At 76.3% G+C, this 19,854-nt stretch carries 1 protein-coding gene and 1 pseudogene; both read left to right on the top strand.

Annotated elements, in window-relative coordinates; translation table 11 throughout:
* The first annotated feature begins 87 nt into the window (after nt 1-87).
* Nucleotides 88-16,269, top strand: coding sequence for a type I polyketide synthase (locus C7C46_RS15590; RefSeq protein WP_110670032.1), 16,182 nt, complete (start codon nt 88-90; stop codon nt 16,267-16,269).
* A gap of 55 nt (nt 16,270-16,324) precedes the next feature.
* Nucleotides 16,325-19,854 (top strand): annotated as a pseudogene (locus tag C7C46_RS15585) (type I polyketide synthase); the annotation flags it as partial.

The raw sequence follows: 19,854 nt of genomic DNA, 5'->3' as shown, positions 1-19,854 counted from the left end.
ACCGACCGTCAGTTCCGTGATGCCCTGGCATGACCGGAGCTGAATGACGTCTGTCCGTTGATGACAGGGATTGCGTGGAGCGCGCAGATGAGCGAATCCGAAAGCCTCGTTACCGACCCTCGGGCCGCCGCGGCCGTGGATGAGGGGGCCCAGCAGCGATCCGGTCTCACGGACCGGATCGCCCCGTTGCCCGGGCAGGAGCAGAGCCGGGTGCTGCTGGACCTGGTCCTGGAGCACACCCTGGCCGCCCTGCGCCAGGTGCGGCCGGATGCCGCCGCCACGGTCTGGGCCGAAGTTGCCTTCAAGGACCAGGGGCTGGATTCGCTGGCACTGGTGGACCTGCAGAACCGGCTGAACCGGGCCACCGGGCTCGCGCTGCCGCCGACCGTGGCCTTCGACCACCCCAGCCCGCGCCGGCTGGCCGAGTTCCTGCGCGGCGAGCTGCTCGGCGAGGCGGACGAGGAGTCGGCCGCGGTCTTCACCAGCGAGCTCGACGACGAGCCGATCGCCATCGTCGGCATCGGCTGCCGCTTCCCCGGCGGGGTCTCCTCCCCCGAGGAGCTGTGGCAGCTGGTGGCCGAGGGCCGCGAGGTGCTGGGCGCGTTCCCGGCCGACCGCGACTGGGACATCGAGAACATGTTCGACCAGGATCCGAACGCCACCGGCAAGAGCTACGTGGCCAAGGGCGGCTTCCTGGACACCGCCACCCTGTTCGACGCGGACTTCTTCGGCATCGCCCCGCGCGAGGCGCTGGCGATGGACCCGCAGCAGCGCCTGGTGCTGGAGACCGCCTGGGAGGCGCTGGAGCGGGCCGGCATCGACCCGACCTCGCTCAAGGGCAGCCGGGCCGGCGTCTTCGTCGGCGCCGAGGTGCACGAGTACGGCGTGCGGGTGCACGAGGCTCCCGAGGGCCTGGACGGCTACCTGATGACCGGCAACGCGCCGAGCGTGGCCAGCGGCCGGGTCGCCTACGTGCTGGGCCTGGAGGGCCCGGCGGTCACCGTCGACACCGCCTGCTCCGGCTCGGTCGTCTCGCTCCACCTGGCCGCCCAGGCGCTGCGCCGCGGCGAGTGCTCGCTGGCCCTGGTCGGCGGCGTCACCGTGATGGGCAGCCCGGGCATGTTCACCGCGTTCAGCCGCCAGCGCGGCCTGGCCGCCGACGGCCGGGTCAAGGCCTTCGCGGCCGCCGCCGACGGCACCGGCTTCGCCGAGGGCGTGGGCCTGCTGGTGGTCGAGCGCCTCTCCGACGCCCGCCGCCAGGGCCACCGGGTACTGGCCGTGGTGCGCGGCACCGCCGTCAACCAGGACGGCGCCTCCAACGGCCTGACCGCCCCCAGCGGCACCTCGCAGCGCCGGCTGATCCGCCAGGCGCTCGCCGTCTCGGGCCTGACGGCCGACCAGGTCGACGCGGTGGACGCGCACGGCACCGGCACCCGGCTGGGCGACCCGATCGAGGCCCAGGCCATCCTCGCCACCTACGGCCAGGACCGGCCCGCCGACAAGCCGCTGTGGCTCGGCTCGGTCAAGTCCAACCTGGGCCACACCCAGGCGGCCGGCGGCGTGGCCAGCATCATCAAGATGATCATGGCGATGCAGCACGGTGAGCTGCCCCGCACCCTGCACGTGGACGCGCCCACCCCGAACGTGGACTGGAGCGCGGGCAACGTCAAGCTGCTCACCGAGCCCGTCGCCTGGCCGGCCGGCGAGCAGCCGCGCCGCGCGGGCGTCTCCGCCTTCGGCATCAGCGGCACCAACGCGCACGTGATCCTGGAGGAGCCGCCGGCCGAGCCGGCCGAGGCCGAGCCGGTCCCTGAGGCCGAACCGGGCGCGCTGCCGCTGCTGCTGACCGCCCGCAACGAGACCGCGCTGCGCGCCCAGGCCGCCCGCCTGCTGGACCAGCTCACCAGCAGCACCGCCGAGCCGGCCCTGGCCGACCTGGGCCGCGCGCTGGCCACCACCCGCGCCGCCCTCGGCGAGCGCGCCGTCGCGGTGGCCGGCGACCTGGCCGAGTTCCGCGCCCAGCTGGCCGCCCTGGCCGAGGGCAGCCCCGCCCCGGGCCTGGTGCGCGGCAGCACCGACCCGCACCGCCTGGCCTTCCTCTTCACCGGCCAGGGCAGCCAGCGCCTGGCGATGGGCCGTCAACTGGCCCGCCGCCACCCGGTCTTCGCCAAGGCGCTGGAGGAGGCGATCGGCTACCTGGACCTGCAGCTGGACCGCTCGCTCTGGCAGGTGCTGTTCGCCGCCGAGGGCACCCCCGAGGCCGAGCTGCTGCACCTGACCGGCTACGCCCAGTGCGCCCTCTTCGCGGTGGAGACCGCGCTGTTCAAGCTGCTCGACTCCTGGGGGGTGCGCCCCGACTACCTGGCCGGACACTCGCTGGGCGAGCTGTCCGCCGCGTACGCGGCCGGCGTGCTCTCGCTGGAGGACGCCGCCACCCTGGTCGCCGCCCGCGGCCGGCTGATGCAGCAACTGCCCACCGGCGGTGCGATGGTGGCCGTGCAGGCCACCGAGGCCGAGGTGCGCGCCCTGCTGGAGTCCATGGGCCTCACCGACGGGGTCGGCGTCGCCGCCGTCAACGGCCCGGCCGCCGTGGTGGTCTCCGGCGCCGAGCAGCCGGTGCTCGCGCTGGCCGGGGAGCTGGCCGCCCGCGGCCGCAAGACCAAGCGGCTGAAGGTCTCGCACGCCTTCCACTCGGCGCTGATCGAGCCGATGCTGGCCGAGTTCCGCCGGGTCGCCCGGATCCTGGACTACCACCCGCCGCGGATCCCGGTGGTCTCCAACGTCAGCGGCGCGCTGGCCACCGCCGAGGAGCTGACCGACCCCGAGTACTGGGTGCGCCACGTGCGCGAGGCGGTCCGCTTCGCCGACGGCCTGCGCACCCTGGTCGACCTGGGTGTGGACACCTTCCTGGAGCTGGGCCCCGACGCGGTGCTCAGCGCGATGGGCCAGGAGTGCCTGACCGAGGGTCAGCACGACACCGTGTTCGCCGCCGCCCTGCGCCGCGACCGCGACGAGCAGCGCGAGCTGCTGGCCGCGCTCGGCCTGGCGCACGCCCGCGGCGCCGAGGTCGACTGGGCCGCCTTCTACGCCGGCACCCCGGCCCGCCGGGTGGAGCTGCCCACCTACGCCTTCCAGCGCCGCCGGTTCTGGCTCAGCCCGCCGCGGGCCACCGCCGGCGACCCGGCGGGCCTGGGCCAGGTGGCCGCCGCCCACCCGCTGCTGGGCGCCGTGGTCACCCTGGCCGGCGCCGACGGCGTGCTGCTCACCGGACGGGTCTCGCTGCAGGCCCAGCCCTGGCTGGCCGACCACGTGGTGGCCGGCGTGGCGCTGCTGCCCGGCACCGCCTTCGTCGAGCTCGCGGTGCGGGCCGGCGACCAGGTCGGCTGCGCGCTGCTGGAGGAGCTGACCCTGGCCGCACCGCTGGTGCTGCCCGCGACCGGCGGGGTGGCGCTGCAGGTGGTGGTCGGCGCGGCCGACGCCACCGGGCGGCGCACCGTGCAGGTGCACGCGCGGCCTGAGGACGCGGACACCCCGTGGGTCCAGCACGCCGAGGGCCTGCTCGCCCCGCAGGCCGAAGCCCCGGCCCAGCTGCCGGGGTTCGCCGCCTGGCCGCCGGCCGGCGCGGACCCGATCGACCTGACGGACCACTACACCGCGATGGCCGAGCAGGGCTACGGCTACGGCCCGGCCTTCCACGGCCTCAAGGCCGCCTGGCAGCGCGGCGCCGAGGTGTTCGCCGAGGTCGCGCTGCCCGAGCCGGTGGCCGGCCAGGCCGGCGAGTTCGGCCTGCACCCGGCGCTGCTGGACGCGGTGCTGCACGCCACCGACTTCGCCGCCGTCCCCGACCCCGACCAGCCCACCCGGCTGCCCTTCGCCTTCACCGGCGTGACCCTGCACGCCACCGGCGCCGCCACCGTGCGGGTGCGGATCACCGCCACCGGCCAGGACCGGGTCGCGCTCGCCCTGGCGGACGCCACCGGTGCCCCGGTCGCCACCGTGGACTCCTTCCTGCTGCGCGCCGTCTCGGCCGAGCAGCTGCGCGCGGCCCGCACCGACTCGCTCTACGAGGTGCGCTGGACCCCGCTGGCCGCGCCCCGGGCCGCCGAGCCCGCGCTGCCCACGCTGGACGAGCTGACCGCGCTGGTCGGCGAGCCGGCCGGGGAGCTGACGGTGCGGTGGAACGCCCCCGCCGGTACGGGCGCGGACCCGGTGGCCGCGGCGCACGCCGTCACCGCCGAGGTGCTGGCCACCGTGCAGGCCTTCCTGGCCGAGGAGCGGTTCGCCGCGGCCCGCCTGGTGGTGGTCACCGCCGGTGCGGTGGCCGCCGGTCCCGGCGAGCTGCCGGGCCTGGCCCAGGCGCCGCTGTGGGGCCTGGTGCGGGCCGCCCAGGCCGAGCAGCCGGGCCGCCTGGTGCTGCTCGACACCGACGGCTCCGCCGAGTCGGAGGCGGCGCTGGCCGCCGCCGTCGCCACCGGCGAGCCGGAGCTGGCGCTGCGCGGCGGCGAGCTGCGGGTGCCGCGGCTGACCGCCGCCGGCGCCGCGGACCTGGGCGCGGACCCCTGGCAGGACGCGGGCACCGTGCTGGTCACCGGCGGCACCCAGGGCCTGGGCGCCACCGTGGCCCGCCACCTGGCCACCGCACACGGGGTGCGCCGACTGCTGCTGGCCGGGCGCCGCGGCGCGGACACCCCCGGGGTGGCCGAGCTGGTGGCCGAGCTGGCCGAGGCCGGCGCCGAGGCCACCGTGCTCGCCCTGGACGTCACCGACCGCGCCGCGCTCGAAGCGGCGCTGGCCGGCCACACCCTGACCGGTGTGGTGCACGCGGCCGGTGTGCTGGACGACGCGCTGCTGGCCGACCTGACCCCCGAGCGGCTGGCCGCCGTGCTGCGCCCCAAGGCGGACGCGGCCTGGCTGCTGCACGAGCTGACCCTGGACCAGCCGCTCACCGCCTTCGTGCTGTTCTCCTCCACCGCCACCGTGCTGGACGGGGCCGGGCAGGGCAACTACGCGGCCGCCAACGTCTTCCTGGACGCGCTGGCCGCCCACCGCGCCGCCGCCGGCCGGCCCGCCACCGCGCTGGCCTGGGGTCTGTGGACCGGCGCCGGCGGCATGGGCGAGCGGCTGGACGCCGCCGCGCTGCAGCGGATCGCCCGGCTCGGCCTGGAGCCGCTCTCCGCCCAGGAGAACCTGCGGCTGCTGGACGAGGCGCTGACCGCCGGCCGCCCGACCGTGGTCCCGGTCCGGGTGGACCGCCAGGCGCTGCGCGAGCGCGGCGAGGCGCTGCCCGCCCTGCTGCGCGCCCTGGCACCGGCCGCCACCGTGCGCCGCACCGCCACCGGGGCGGGCGGTGCGGTGGCCGTCGAGCTGACGCTGGGTCAGCGGCTGGCCGAGCTGGACGAGGCGGCCCGCGCCGAGGCGCTGCTCGACCTGGTCCGGGCCCAGGCCGCCGCCGTGCTCGGTTTCGCCGCCGGCGAGGAGCTGGCCGCCACCCGGGCGTTCAGCGACATCGGCTTCGACTCGCTGGCCGCCGTCGAGCTGCGCAACCGGCTGAACGCGGCCACCGGCCTGCGGCTGCCGGCCACCCTCACCTTCGACTACCCGCACCCGCAGGCGCTGGCCGGCTTCCTGGCCGAGAAGCTGTCCGCCACCGTCAAGGCCGCGCCCCGGCCCGCCGCCGTGGCGCCGGCCGCCGAGCAGGACGAGCCGATCGCCATCGTCGCGATGGCCTGCCGCTATCCGGGCGAGGTGGCCTCCCCCGAGCAGCTGTGGCAGCTGGTCGCCGAGGGCGCCGACGTGGTCACCCCGTTCCCCACCGACCGCGGCTGGCCCGAGGACCTGTACGACCCGGAGCTCGGCAAGCCCGGCAAGAGCTACTCCCGCGAGGGCGGCTTCCTGCACGACGCGGCCATGTTCGACCCGGAGTTCTTCGAGATCAGCCCGCGCGAGGCGCAGGCGATGGACCCGCAGCAGCGGCTGCTGCTGGAGACCTCCTGGGAGCTGCTGGAGCGGGCCGGGATCGACCCGGGCGCGCTGCGCGGCAGCGACACCGGCGTGTTCGCGGGCGTGATGTACCACGACTGGGGCCTGCGGCTGGGCCCGCTGCCCGAGGAGGTGGCCGGCTACCACGGCAACGGCTCGCTGGCCAGCGTGGTCTCCGGCCGGGTGGCCTACGCGCTGGGCCTGGAGGGCCCGGCGGTCACCGTGGACACCGCCTGCTCCTCCTCGCTGGTGGCCGCCCACTGGGCGGTGCAGGCGCTGCGGGCCGGCGAGTGCTCGCTGGCGCTGGCCGGCGGGGTCACCGTGATGTCCACCCCGGACACCTTCGTGGACATGAGCCGCCAGCGGGGCCTGGCGGCCGACGGCCGCTGCAAGTCCTTCGGCGCGCAGGCCGACGGCACCGGCTGGGGCGAGGGCTGCGGCCTGGTCCTGCTCGAGCGGCTCTCCGACGCCAGGCGCAACGGACACCGGGTGCTGGCGCTGCTGCGCAGCTCGGCGGTCAACTCCGACGGCGCCTCCAACGGCCTGACCGCGCCCAACGGCCCCTCCCAGCAGCGGGTGATCCAGCAGGCGCTGGCCGCCGGCGGCCTGACCACGGCCGAGGTGGACGTGGTCGAGGGCCACGGCACCGGCACCACGCTGGGCGACCCGATCGAGGCCCAGGCGCTGCTGGCCACCTACGGCCAGGACCGGGCCGGCGAGCCGCTGTGGCTCGGCTCGATCAAGTCGAACATGGGCCACACCCAGGCCGCGGCCGGTGTCGCGGGCATCATCAAGATGGTCCAGGCGATCCGGCACGGGGTGCTGCCGAGGACCCTGCACGCCGACCAGCCCTCGACGCAGGTGGACTGGGCCGCGGGTGCGGTCCGGCTGCTCACCGAGGAGCGCGCCTGGCCGGCCGTGGACCGGCCGCGCCGGGCCGCCGTCTCCTCGTTCGGCATCAGCGGCACCAACGCGCACGTGATCATCGAGCAGGCGCCGGCCGCCGCGCTCCCGCAGCCGCCGGCCGCCCCGGCCGGACCGTTGCCCTGGATGCTCTCCGCCCGCACCGGGGAGGCGCTGCGCGCGCAGGCCGCCCAGCTGGCTTCCTTCGCCGACGAGTTGGCGGATGATCAGCTGGCTCTGGCCGGCCACGCGCTGGCCACCGAACGGGCCGCGCTCGGCGAGCGCGCCGTGGTCTTCGGCGCCACCAGGGCCGAACTGACCGACGCCCTGCGGCTGCTGGCCGAGGGCGGCCGGGCGGGCCTGGCCCGCGGCACGGTGCGCCCGGCCAAGACCGCCTTCGCCTTCACCGGCCAGGGCGCCCAGCGGGCCGGCATGGGGGCCGAACTGGCCGCCACTTACCCGGTCTTCGCCACCGCCTTCGACGCGGCGCAGGCCGCGCTCGGCCAGGCGCTGCCGCTGCAGGACGCCGAGCTGCTGAACCGCACCGAGCACGCCCAGCCGGCCATCTTCGCCTTCGAGGTGGCCCTGTTCCGGCTGCTGGAGTCCTGGGGCGTCAAGGCCGACCTGATGATCGGTCACTCGATCGGCGAGATCGCCGCCGCCCACGTGGCGGGCGTCTTCTCGCTGGCCGACGCCGCCAAGCTGGTCGCCGCCCGCGGCCGCCTGATGCAGGCGCTGCCGGCCGGCGGCGGGATGCTCGCGCTGGAGGCGACCGAGGCCGAGGTCACCGGCCTGGGCGTCGACCTCGCCGCGGTCAACGGCCCGCGGGCCGTGGTGCTCAGCGGCCCGGTGGCCGAACTCGACCGGATCGCCGAGCAGTTCGCCGACCGGCGGGCCAAGCGGCTGAGCGTCTCGCACGCCTTCCACTCCGCGCTGATGGACCCGATGCTCGACGAGTTCCGCCGGGTCGCCGAGCAGCTCGACTACCAGGCGCCGACGTCGGTCCTGGTCTCCACCCTGACCGGCGAGCCGGCCGGACCGGAGCTGGCGAGCGCCGACTACTGGGTGCGGCACGTCCGCGCCACCGTGCGGTACGCCGACGCGGTGGCCTGCCTGCGCTCGCGCGGGGTGGCCGAGCTGATCGAGATCGGCCCGGACGCCGCGCTCAGCGCGCTGGACCAGGGTGAGCCCGCGCTGTCCTGCACCGCGCTGCAGCGCCGCGACCGGTCCGAGCCGCAGGCCCTGCTGCTGGGCCTGGGCCAGGTCTGGAGCCGTGGCACCCGGGTCGACTGGGCGGCCTTCTTCGGCGCCCAGCCCGCCCGCCGGCTCGACCTGCCCACCTACCCGTTCCAGCGCTCCCGCTACTGGCTGGACTTCGCCCCCGCCGGCACCGCCGACCTGGGCGCTGCCGGCCTGACCGCGGTGGACCACCCGCTGCTCGGCGCCGCCGTGGTGGCCGCCGACTCCGGCGGCGCGGTGCTCACCGGCCGGCTCTCGCGCACCGCGCAGCGCTGGATCGCCGACCACGACGTGCTGGGCCGGATCCTGCTGCCCGGCACCGGCTTCGTCGAGCTGGCCGTGGCGGCCGGCGACCAGGTCGGCTGCGGCCGGGTCGAGGAGCTGACCCTGGAGGCGCCGCTGATCCTGCCCGAGCGCGGCTCGCTCACCCTCCAGGTGGTGGTCGGCGCGGCCGACGCCGCCGGCGCCCGCACGGTGGCCGTGCACTCCCGCCCGGAGGGCGCGGACACCCCGTGGACCCGGCACGCGGCCGGCCTGCTGACCGCCGCCCCGGCCGCCGCGGCCTTCGAACTGACCGCCTGGCCGCCGGCCGGCGCCACCCCCGTCGCGGTCGAGGGCGCCTACCAGCGCCTGACCGAGCGCGGTTACGGCTACGGCCCCACCTTCCAGGGCCTGACGGCCGCCTGGCGCCAGGGCGAGGACGTGTACGCCGAGGTCGCGTTGCCCGAGGGCGCGCACGCCGAGGCGGCCCGGTTCGGCCTGCACCCGGCGCTGCTGGACGCGGCGATGCACGCCGACCTGCTGGACGCCGAGGGCCGGGCCGAGGGCGACACCCTGCTGCCCTTCTCCTGGAACGGCGTCACCCTGCACGCCGCCGGAGCCACCGCGCTGCGGGTGCACCTGCGCCGGCTGCGCGGTGACGAGCTCTCCGCGATCTACGTGGCCGACCAGGCCGGGCGGCCGGTGGCCACCGTGGAGTCGCTGGTCTCGCGCCCGGTGTCGGCCCGTCAGCTGGACGCGGCCCGGGACGAGCGCAGCGGCACCCTGCTCAAGGTCGAGTGGACCGAGCTGCCCACCCCGGCCCCGGCGCCCGCGCTGCCCGAGCTCGGCTCGGCGGCCGCTCCGCTGGTGCGCTTCACCGTGCCGGCCAGCGCCGCCGAGGTGCCGGTGGCCGGGCACGCGGTCGCCGCCCAGGTGCTGACGGTGGTTCAGGACTGGCTCGCGGACGAGCGGTCCGCCGCAGCGAAGCTGGTCGTGGTGACCGAGGGCGCGGTCGCGGCCCGCACCGGCGAGGCGGTCAGCGCGCTGGCCCAGTCCCCGGTCTGGGGCCTGGTGCGCGCCGCCGAGCAGGAGAACCCCGGCCGCTTCCTGCTGCTGGACACCGACGGCACCGCCGCCTCCGAGGCGCTGGTGGCCGCCGCCGCCCAGCTCGGCGAGAGCGAGCTGGCGCTGCGCGGCGGCCGGGTGCTGCTGCCCCGCCTGGTGCAGGCCGGGCACGGCGGGCGCACGGTGAGCTGGAACCCGGACGGGACCGTGCTGGTCACCGGCGGCACCAGCGGCCTGGGCGCCCTGGTGGCCCGTCACCTGGTCGCCGAGCACGGGGTGCGCCACCTGCTGCTGACCAGCCGGCGCGGCCCGGCCGCCCCCGGGGTGGCCGAGCTGGTCGCCGGGCTGGAGCGGGCGGGCGCCACCGTCACGGTCCGGGCCGCCGACCTGGCCGAGCGGACCGAGGTGGTCGCGCTGCTGGCCCAGGTCGACCCGGCCCACCCGCTCAGCGGCGTGGTGCACGCGGCCGGCGTGGCGGACAACGCGCTGGTCGGCGCGCTGGACGCCGAGCGGCTGGCCGCCGTGCTGCGCCCGAAGCTGGACGCGGCCTGGCACCTGCACGAGCTGACCGAGCACCAGCACCTGGACGCCTTCGTGCTCTTCTCCTCGGCGGGCGGCCTGGTGCTGGCCGCCGGGCAGGCCAACTACGCGGCCGCCAACGTCTTCCTGGACGCGCTGGCCGCCCACCGCACCGCCAGTGGCCTGCCGGCCACCGCGCTGGCCTTCGGCATGTGGGCGGTGGACACCGGTCTGGGCGGCCCGCTGGCCGACTCGGACCTGGAGCGGATGAACCGGCTGGGCCTGCCGGCCCTGGCGGTGGCCGACGGCCTGGCGCTGTTCGACCAGGCACTGGCCGGCGCCGACGCCCAGCTGGTCCCGGTCGGCCTGGACCGGGCCGCGCTGCGCGAGCGCACCGACGAGGTCCCGGCGCTGCTGCGGGCGCTGGCCGGCGGCGCTGCCGCCCGGCGCGCCCAGGCCGGGCCGGGCGCCGCCCAGGCGGCGGACCTGGCCCAGCAGTTGGCCGGGCGCACCCCGGCCGAGCGGGAGCGGGCGCTGCTCGACCTGGTGCGCACCCAGGTGGCCCAGGTGCTCGGCCACGCCGGCACCGCCGCGATCGGCGCCGACCGCGCCTTCAAGGAGCTGGGCTTCGACTCGCTGGCCGCCGTCGAGCTGCGCAACCTGCTGACCGCGGCGAGCGGGGTCCGACTGCCCGCCACCCTGGTCTTCGACCACCCCAACTCCAAGGCGGTGGCCGACTTCCTGGGCAGCAAACTGGCCACGGCCGCCCCGGCCCCGGTGGCGCAGGCCGCCCCGGCCCCGGCCGCGGTGGCCGCCGCCGAGGACGACCGGATCGCCATCATCGGCATCAGCTGCCGCTTCCCCGGCGGGGTCCGCTCCGCCGACGAGCTGTGGCAGCTGGTGGCCGAAGGGCGCGACGCGGTGGCCGGGTTCCCGACCGACCGCGGCTGGGACCCGGACGGCATCTTCGACCCGGAGCCGGGCGTGCCCGGCAAGACCTACGCGGTCGAGGGCGGGTTCCTGTACGACGCCACCGAGTTCGACGCCGAGTTCTTCGGTGTGATGCCGCGCGAGGCACTCGCCATGGACCCGCAGCAGCGGCTGCTGCTGCAGGGCGCCTGGGAGGCCTTCGAGCGGGCCGGGATCGACCCGACCGCGATGCGCGGCAGCCAGACCGGCGTCTACGCGGGCGTGATGTACCACGACTACGCCAGCCGGCTGCCCAGCATCCCGGAGGAGCTGAGCGGCTACGTCGGCAACGGCAGCGCCGCCTCGATCGCCTCCGGCCGGGTCGCCTACGCGCTCGGCCTCGAGGGCCCGGCGGTCACCGTGGACACCGCCTGCTCCTCCTCGCTGGTCGCGCTGCACATGGCCTGCCAGGCACTGCGCTCCGGCGAGATCTCGCTGGCGCTGGCCGGCGGCGTCACCGTGATGCCCACCCCGGACATCTTCGTGGACTTCGCCCAGCAGCGCGGTCTGGCCTCCGACGGCCGCTGCAAGGCCTTCGCGGGTGCCGCCGACGGCACCGGCTGGGCCGAGGGCATCGGCCTGCTGCTGGTCGAGCGGCTGGCCGACGCCGAGGCCAACGGCCACCCGGTGCTGGCCGTGGTCCGGGCCTCCGCGATCAACCAGGACGGCGCCTCCAACGGCCTGACCGCCCCCAACGGCCCGTCCCAGCAGCGGGTGATCCAGCGCGCGCTGACGGTGGCCGGGCTGACCACCGACGACGTGGACCTGGTCGAGGGCCACGGCACCGGCACCCGCCTCGGCGATCCGATCGAGGCCCAGGCGCTGCTGGCCACCTACGGCCAGGACCGCCCGGCGGACCGGCCGCTGTGGCTCGGCTCGATCAAGTCGAACATCGGGCACGCGCAGGCCGCGGCCGGTGTCAGCGGCGTGATCAAGGCCGTGATGGCGATCCGGCACGGGGTGCTGCCGAAGACCCTGCACGTGGACAAGCCCAGTCCGCAGGTGGACTGGACCGAGGGCAACGTCAAGCTGCTCACCGAGAACCGGGCCTGGCCCGAACTCGGCCGCCCGCGCCGGGCCGCGGTCTCCTCCTTCGGCCTGTCGGGCACCAACGCGCACGTCATCCTGGAGCAGGCGCCGGACGTCCCGGCCGTCGAGGTCCTCGACGACAATGACGGGCTGATCGCGCTGCCGATCTCGGCCCGGACCGCCAAGGCGCTGCCCGAGCAGGCCCGGGCACTGGCCGACCACCTGGCCGGCACCGCCGACCGGCTCACCGACACCGCGTACTCGCTGGTCGCCTGCCGGGCCGCGCTGCCGCACCGGGCCGTGGTGCTGGCCGCCGACCGGGCCGGCGCGGTGGCCGCGCTGCGCGCGATCGCCGACGGCGCCAAGCACCCGCAGGCCGTCACCGGCGCTGCCGCGCCCGAGGGCCTGACCGCCTTCCTCTTCTCCGGCCAGGGCGCCCAGCGGCCGGGCATGGGACGGGAGCTGTACGAGCAGTACCCGGTCTTCGCCGAGGCGCTGGACGAGATCTGCGCCCGGCTGGACGCGCTGCTGCTGGACCGCCCGCTGAAGGAGGTGATCTGGGCCGAGGACGCCGAGGCGCTCAACCGCACGGTCTTCACCCAGAGCGCGCTGTTCGCCTTCGAGGTGGCGCTGTTCCGCCTGGTCGACTCGCTGGGCCTGCGCCCGGACGTGCTGATGGGCCACTCGATCGGCGAGCTCGCCGCGGCCCACGTGGCCGGGGTGCTCTCGCTGGCCGACGCCTGCACCCTGGTGGCCGCCCGCGGCCGGCTGATGCAGGCCCGCCCGGCCGGCGGCGCGATGCTCGCCGTGCAGGCCACCGAGGCCGAGGCCACCGCCGCGGACCTGGGTGTCGACATCGCCGCGGTCAACGGCCCGAACTCCGTGGTGCTCTCCGGCGCCGAGGAGGCGATCGCCGCCGCCGAGGCGCACTTCACCGCGCTGGGCCGCAAGACCAGCCGGCTGCGGGTCTCGCACGCCTTCCACTCGGTGCTGATGGAGCCGATGCTGGCCCAGTTCCGCGCGGTGGCGGGCACCTTGACCTACCACCGGCCCGAACTGGCGGTGGTCTCCAACGTCACCGGCAGGCCGGCCACCGCCGAGCAGCTCACCGACCCCGAGTACTGGGTGCGCCACGTCCGCGAGGCGGTCCGGTTCGCCGACGGGGTGCGGGCGCTGGAGGAGCTCGGGGTCACCCGGATCCTGGAGATCGGGCCGGACGGCGTGCTCGCCGCCCTGGCCCAGGCCTCGCTGGAGCAGGTGGACACCGTGGTCCCGGCGCTGCGCAAGGACCGCCCGGAGGGCGAGGCGCTGCTCACCGCGCTGGCCCGACTGCACGTCTCGGGGCTCACCCCCGACTGGACCGCGCCGCTGGCCGGTCGCTCCCCGCGTCGCGTCGACCTGCCGACGTACGCATTCGACAAGCGGAGGTTCTGGCTCGACATGCCCGCCACTGCCAGTGATGTGACCGGAATCGGCCAGGTGGCGGCCTCGCACCCGCTGCTGAGCGCCGTCGTGGTCTCCCCCGAGAACGGCGGCCTGGTGCTGACCGGCCGGCTCTCGATCGAGACCCACCCGTGGATCGCCGACCACGACGTGCTCGGCACCGTGCTGCTGCCCGGCACCGGCTACGTGGAGCTGGCGCTGCGCGCGGCCGAGGAGGCCGGCTGCGACCTGGTCGAGGAGCTGACCATCGAGGCCCTGATGCCGCTGCCGCCCACCGGCGGCACCGCGATCCAGGTCGTGGTGGGCGAGGCCGACCAGGGCGGGCGCCGCTCGTTCAGCGTGCACTCCCGGGTCGAGGACGCGCCCGCGCACGTGCCGTGGACCCGGCACGTCTCCGGCGTGCTGGCGATCGCCGACCAGGAGCCGCCGACCCCGGAGAGCTTCGACGTGGGCTACCGGGCCTGGCCGCCGGCCGGCGCCGAGGTGGTCGACATCAGCGACGTCTACGACTACCTGACCAGCCAGGGCTACTTCTACGGCCCGATGTTCCGCGGCCTGAAGGCGGTCTGGCGGCGCGACAAGGAGATCTTCGCCGAGGTCGCACTGCCCGAGGACGCCGGCGACCAGGCGGCCGAGATGCGGGTGCACCCCTCGCTGCTGGACGCGGCACTGAGCGCCACCGACTTCCTGGGCGGGCGCAAGCCGCAGGACATCGGCGCCTCCCAGCTGCCGTTCGCCTGGACCGGGGTGCGGCTGTTCAAGGGCGGTGCGCCGCGCCTGCGGGTGCGGATCAACTGGTTCTCCTCGGACGCCAAGGTCGGCTCGGACGCGGTGCGCCTGGAGCTGTCCGACACCGTGGGCAACCCGGTGCTGGCGGTCGAGTCGCTGGTGGTGCGGGCCGTCACCCCGGACCGGGTGGCGGCGGCCGCGGCGGCCTCCACCGGCACCCGCCAGCGCGAGTCGCTCTTCCAGGTCGGCTGGACCCACACCACCACCGGCGTCGCGCAGGACGCGGCCGCCGGCGCCTGGGCCCAGCTGGGCGCCGGCGAGCTGGGGCTGGACCTGCCGCGCTACGCCGACCTGGCGGCGCTGGCCGCCGCCACGGCGGTGCCCGAGCTGGTGATCCACCAGGTGTCGTCCCCGCAGGGCGAGGTCCCCGGCGCGGTCCGCGCAGTCCTCGGCGAGATCCTGACGCTCACCCAGCAGTGGCTGGAGGAGCCCAAGTTCGGGAACTCCAAGCTGATGCTGGTGACCCGTCAGGCGGTCGGCATCGAGGGCGAGCCGGTGGACCTGGCCCAGGCTCCGGTCTGGGGCCTGATCCGCTCGGCCCAGCAGGAGAACCCGGACCGGCTGCTGCTGCTCGACCTGGACGGCGGCCGGATCACCCCGGCCGTGGTCGCCCTCGGCGAGCCGGAACTGGCCGTCCGAGGCGCCCAGTTGCGGGTGCCGCGGCTGACCGGGGTGCCGACCAGCGAGCCGGAGCGCCCCGCCCCCTGGGACGGCGAGTCGACCGTGCTGCTCACCGGCGGCACCAGCGGGCTCGGCGCGCTGCTGGCCCGCCACCTGGTCACCGTGCACGGGGTGCGGCACCTGCTGCTCACCAGCCGCAGCGGCTCGGCCGCGCCGGCCGCCCGCGAGCTGGCCGAGGAGTTGGGCACGCTGGGCGCGCAGGTGCGGATCGAGGCCTGCGACGCGGCCGACCGCGCGGCGCTGGCCGCGCTGCTGGACTCCGTCCCGGCCGAGCACCCGCTGCGCGCCGTGGTGCACGCGGCCGGCGTGATGGACAACGCCCTGCTGGGCAGCCTGACCGCCGAGCAGCTGGAGTCGGTGCTGCGGCCCAAGGTGGACGGCGCCTGGAACCTGCACGAGCTCACCAAGGAGCTGCCGCTGGCGGCCTTCGTGCTCTACTCCTCGGTCTCCGGCCTGGTGATGGGCGCGGGCCAGGCCAACTACGCGGCCGCCAACCGGTTCTGCGACGCACTGGCGCAGCACCGGCAGGCCGCCGGTCTGCCCGCCACCACGCTCGCCTTCGGCCTGTGGACCACCCAGACCGGCCTGGGCGGCGGCGCGGTGGACGCGGAGCTGGAGGAGCAGCGGATGGCCGCGCTCGGCCTGCCGCCGATGTCCTCCGCCGAGGGCCTGGTGCTCTTCGACGAGGCGCTCTCGCTCGCACTGCCGGTGATGGTCCCGATGCGGCTGGACGCGGCCGCGCTGGCCGCCTCCGGGGCGCTCACCTCGCCGCTGCTGCGCGAGGTGGCCCAGGCCGCGCCGGCCCGCAAGGCGCCGCGGGCCACCACCGCCGCCAAGCCGGTCGAGCCGGTCCAGCAGGGCGGCCTGGAGCAGCGGTTGGCGCCGCTGGACGCGGTCGAGCGCGAGCGGGTGCTGCTGGACCTGGTCCGCACCCACGTCGCGGCGGTGCGCCACGACGAGCCGGACGCGATCGACCTGGGCCGCGGCTTCACCGAGATGGGCCTGGACTCGCTGGCCGCGATCGAGCTGCGCAACCGGCTGCAGACCGCGACCGGGATGCGGCTGCCCGCGACCCTGATGTTCGACTACCCCAACCCCGGTGCGCTAGCCCGGTTCCTGCTGGAGGAGCTGCAGCCGCAGCTGCCCTCCGCCCCGGAGCCCGCTGCCGCGGCCGGCCCGGCCACCACGGCCGCCCCGGCCGGTGACGAGGCGGCGCTGCGCCGCCGGATCGACACCATCCCGCTGGCGGCGCTGCGCGAGGCCGGCCTGCTGGACAAGCTGCTGGAGCTGGCGGGCGGCGCCGAGGCGCCGGCCCCGGCGGCGGCAGCGATCAGCAGCATGGACATCGGCGACCTGGTCCGCGCGGCGCTCGCCGGCAGCGACAACAACTGAGCAGAAGGGCAGCGAAGTTCCCATGGAGACCTCGGTCGACCAGATCGTGGCCGCACTGCGCGCCTCGATGCTCGACAACGAGCGGCTGCGTCAGCAGAACCAGCAGCTCACCGAAGCGGCCAGTGAGCCGATCGCCATCGTCGGCATGGCCTGCCACTACCCCGGCGGCGTCAACTCCCCCGACGACCTCTGGAAGTTGGTCGAGGCCGGCGGGGACGCGGTGACCGCGTTCCCGGCCGACCGCGGCTGGGACCTGGCGGGGCTGTACGACCCGCGCCCGGGCACGCCCGGCAAGAGCATCGCCCGCGAGGGCGGGTTCCTGTACGACGCCGCCGAGTTCGACGCCGAGTTCTTCGGCATCTCCCCGCGGGAGGCGCTCGGCATGGACCCCCAGCAGCGCCTGCTGCTGGAGACCGCCTGGGAGGCGATCGAGAGCGCGGGCGTGGACCCGCGCTCGCTGAACGGCACCCGCACCGGCGTCTTCGCCGGCGTGATGTACCACGACTACGGCTTCGGGACCAGCGACGGCAGCCTGGTCTCCGGCCGGGTCGCCTACACCCTGGGCCTGGAGGGCCCCGCGGTCACCGTGGACACCGCCTGCTCCTCCTCGCTGGTCGGGCTGCACTGGGCGGTGCAGGCACTGCGGGCCGGCGACTGCACGCTGGCGCTGGCCGGCGGCGTCACGGTGATGACCACCGCCGACATGTTCGTCTACTTCTCCGCCCAGCGGGGCCTGGCCGCCGACGGGCGGTGCAAGTCCTTCTCGGCCGCCGCCGACGGCACCGGCTGCTCGGAGGGCGTGGGCGTGCTGGTACTGGAGAAGCTCTCCGACGCGCGGAAGAACGGCCACCCCGTGCTCGCCCTGGTCCGCGGCTCGGCGGTCAACCAGGACGGCGCCTCCAGCGGCATGACCACCCCCAACGGCCCCGCCCAGCAGCGGGTGATCAAGCAGGCCCTGGCCGCCGCCGGGCTGACCCCGGCGGACGTGGACGCGGTCGAGGCGCACGGCACCGGCACCAAGCTGGGCGACCCGATCGAGGCCCAGGCGCTGCTGGCCACCTACGGCCGCAACCGCCCGGCGGACGGGCGGCCGCTGCTGCTCGGCTCGATCAAGTCCAACCTGGGCCACACCCAGGCGGCGGCCGGGGCGGCCGGCATCATCAAGGTGATCATGGCGATGCGGCACGGCGTGCTGCCCGGCACCGTGCACCTGAACGAGCCGACCCCGCACGTGGACTGGACGGCGGGCGCGGTGGAACTGCTCACCGCGAACCGGGAGTGGAGCGCGGCGGACCGGCCCCGCCGGGCCGGCGTCTCCTCGTTCGGGATGAGCGGCACCAACGCGCACGTGATCCTGGAGGAGCCGCCGGCCGCCGGGTCGCAGGCGGCTGCGGAGGCGGTGGAGCCGGTGGCCGGCCCCGTGCCGCTGCTGCTGTCGGCCCGTTCGCCGCAGGCGCTGCGGGCCCAGGCCGGTCGGCTGCGGGCCGCGCTGACGGAGCGTCCGGCGCTGACCGTGCTGGACACCGCCTACTCGCTGGCCACCGGGCGCACCGCCTTCGAGCACCGGGCGGCGGTGGCGGTGGCCGACCGGGAGGCGGCGCTGGCCGCGCTGACCGCGCTGGAGCAGGGCGAGGAGCAGCTGACCGCCAAGGCCGACGGGCGCAAGCTCGCCTTCCTGTTCACCGGCCAGGGTGCCCAGCGGCTCGGCATGGGCCGCGAACTGCACGCCGCCTTCCCGGTCTTCGCCGCCGCCTTCGACGCGGCCGCCGCCGAGCTGGACCGCTTCCTGGACCGCCCGCTCAAGGAGGTGGTCTGGGGCGAGGACGCCGAGCTGCTGGACCGCACCCTCTACACCCAGACCGCGCTGTTCGCGCTGGAGACCGCGCTGTTCCGGCTGCTGGAGTCCTGGGGCGTGCGCCCCGACTACCTGGCCGGGCACTCGATCGGCGAGCTGGCCGCCGCGCACGCCGCCGGGGTCTTCTCGCTGGCCGACGCGGCCGCCCTGGCGGCCGCGCGCGCGGCGCTGATGCAGGCGCTGCCGGCCGGGGGCGCGATGCTCGCGGTGCAGGCCTCGGAGGCGGAGGTGGCCGGCCTCGGGGTCGACGTCGCCGCGGTCAACGGCCCGCGCTCGGTGGTGCTCTCCGGCCCCGAGCCGGCCATCGCCGCCCTCGAGGAGCGGCTGCGAGGCGAGGGCCGCAAGGTCAAGCGGCTGCGGGTCTCGCACGCCTTCCACTCGGTGCTGATGGAGCCGATGCTGGAGGGGTTCCGCTCGGTGGCCCAGCATGTGACGTACCGTCAGCCGGTGATCCCGGTGGTCTCCAACGTCACCGGCACGCTGGCCGACTCGCTGACCGACCCCGAGTACTGGGTGCGCCACGTGCGCGAGGCCGTCCGGTTCGCCGACGGCATCGGCTTCCTGGCCGGACGCGGCGTCACCACCTTCCTGGAGCTGGGCCCCGACGGCGTGCTCAGCGCGCTGGGCCAGGAGTGCCTGACCGCGGAGCAGCCGGCCGTCTTCCTGCCGCTGCTGCGCGCCGGGCGCGGCGAGCAGCGCGAGCTGGTCGCCGCCCAGGCCGCCGCCTGGACCCACGGCGTCGCCACCACCTGGGCCGCCCTGTTCGCCGGGCGCGGCGCGCAGCGGGTCGAGCTGCCGACCTACGCCTTCCAGCACCAGCGGTACTGGTCCGAGGCGCAGATCACCCAGGCCGCCGACGCCGCCCGGCTGGGCCAGCGTCCCGCTGACCACCCACTGCTGGCGGCCCGGTTGGAGCTGCCCGAGAGCGGGGAGCTGGTGCTCACCGGGCGCCTGTCGGTCACCGAGCTGCCCTGGCTGGCCGACCACGCCATCCGCGGCACCATCCTGCTGCCGGGCACCGCTCTGGTGGAGCTCGCCGTCACGGCGGGCGACCAGGTCGGCTGCCCCCGGCTGGAGGAGCTGACCATCGCGGCCCCGTTCGTGCTCCCCGCCGAGGGCGCGGTGGCCGTGCAACTGCTCGCCGCCGCCCCCGACGAGCTGAACCGGCGGGCGATCACCGTGCACTCGCGGGCCGAGGGTACCGAGGAGTGGGTGCTGCACGCCCAGGGCTTCCTGGCCCCGGCCCCCGACGCGCTGATCGTCGGCGACCTGGCCGAGTGGCCGCCGGCCGGTGCCGCCGAGCTCGACGTGACCGGCGCCTACCAGCGGATCGCCGAGCGCGGCTACGACTACGGCCCGCAGTTCCAGGGCCTGCGGGCGGCCTGGCGGCGCGGCGACGAGGTGTTCGCCGAGGTCGCCCTGCCCGACGCCACCGACGCGGCCAGCTACGGCCTGCACCCCGCGCTGCTCGACGCCTCGATGCACGCCGACCTGCTGGACGAGCAGGAGGGCTCCACCCTGCTCCCGTTCGCCTGGACCGGGGTCACCCTGCACGCCGCGGGCGCGGCCGCGCTGCGGGTGCGGGTGCGGCGCGAGGGCAGCGAGGAGGTCACCTCGATCCTGGTCGCGGACCAGGAGGGGCGGCCGGTGCTCTCGGTGGACTCCCTGGTGTCACGGCCGGTGACGCAGGCGCAGCTGACCGGAGCTCAGGGGCAGTCGCTGTTCCGGAT

This window comes from Streptomyces tateyamensis (assembly GCF_003205575.1).
GTDB lineage: Bacteria > Actinomycetota > Actinomycetes > Streptomycetales > Streptomycetaceae > Kitasatospora > Kitasatospora tateyamensis.
Note: the sequence above shows the minus strand (reverse complement) of the source record. Positions and strands in the feature narration are given on the sequence as shown.

Excerpts from the sequence above, each read along its gene's own strand:
- C7C46_RS15590 (WP_110670032.1), top strand. The coding sequence starts at position 88 with ATGAGCGAATCCGAAAGCCTCGTTACCGACCCTCGGGCCGCCGCGGCC.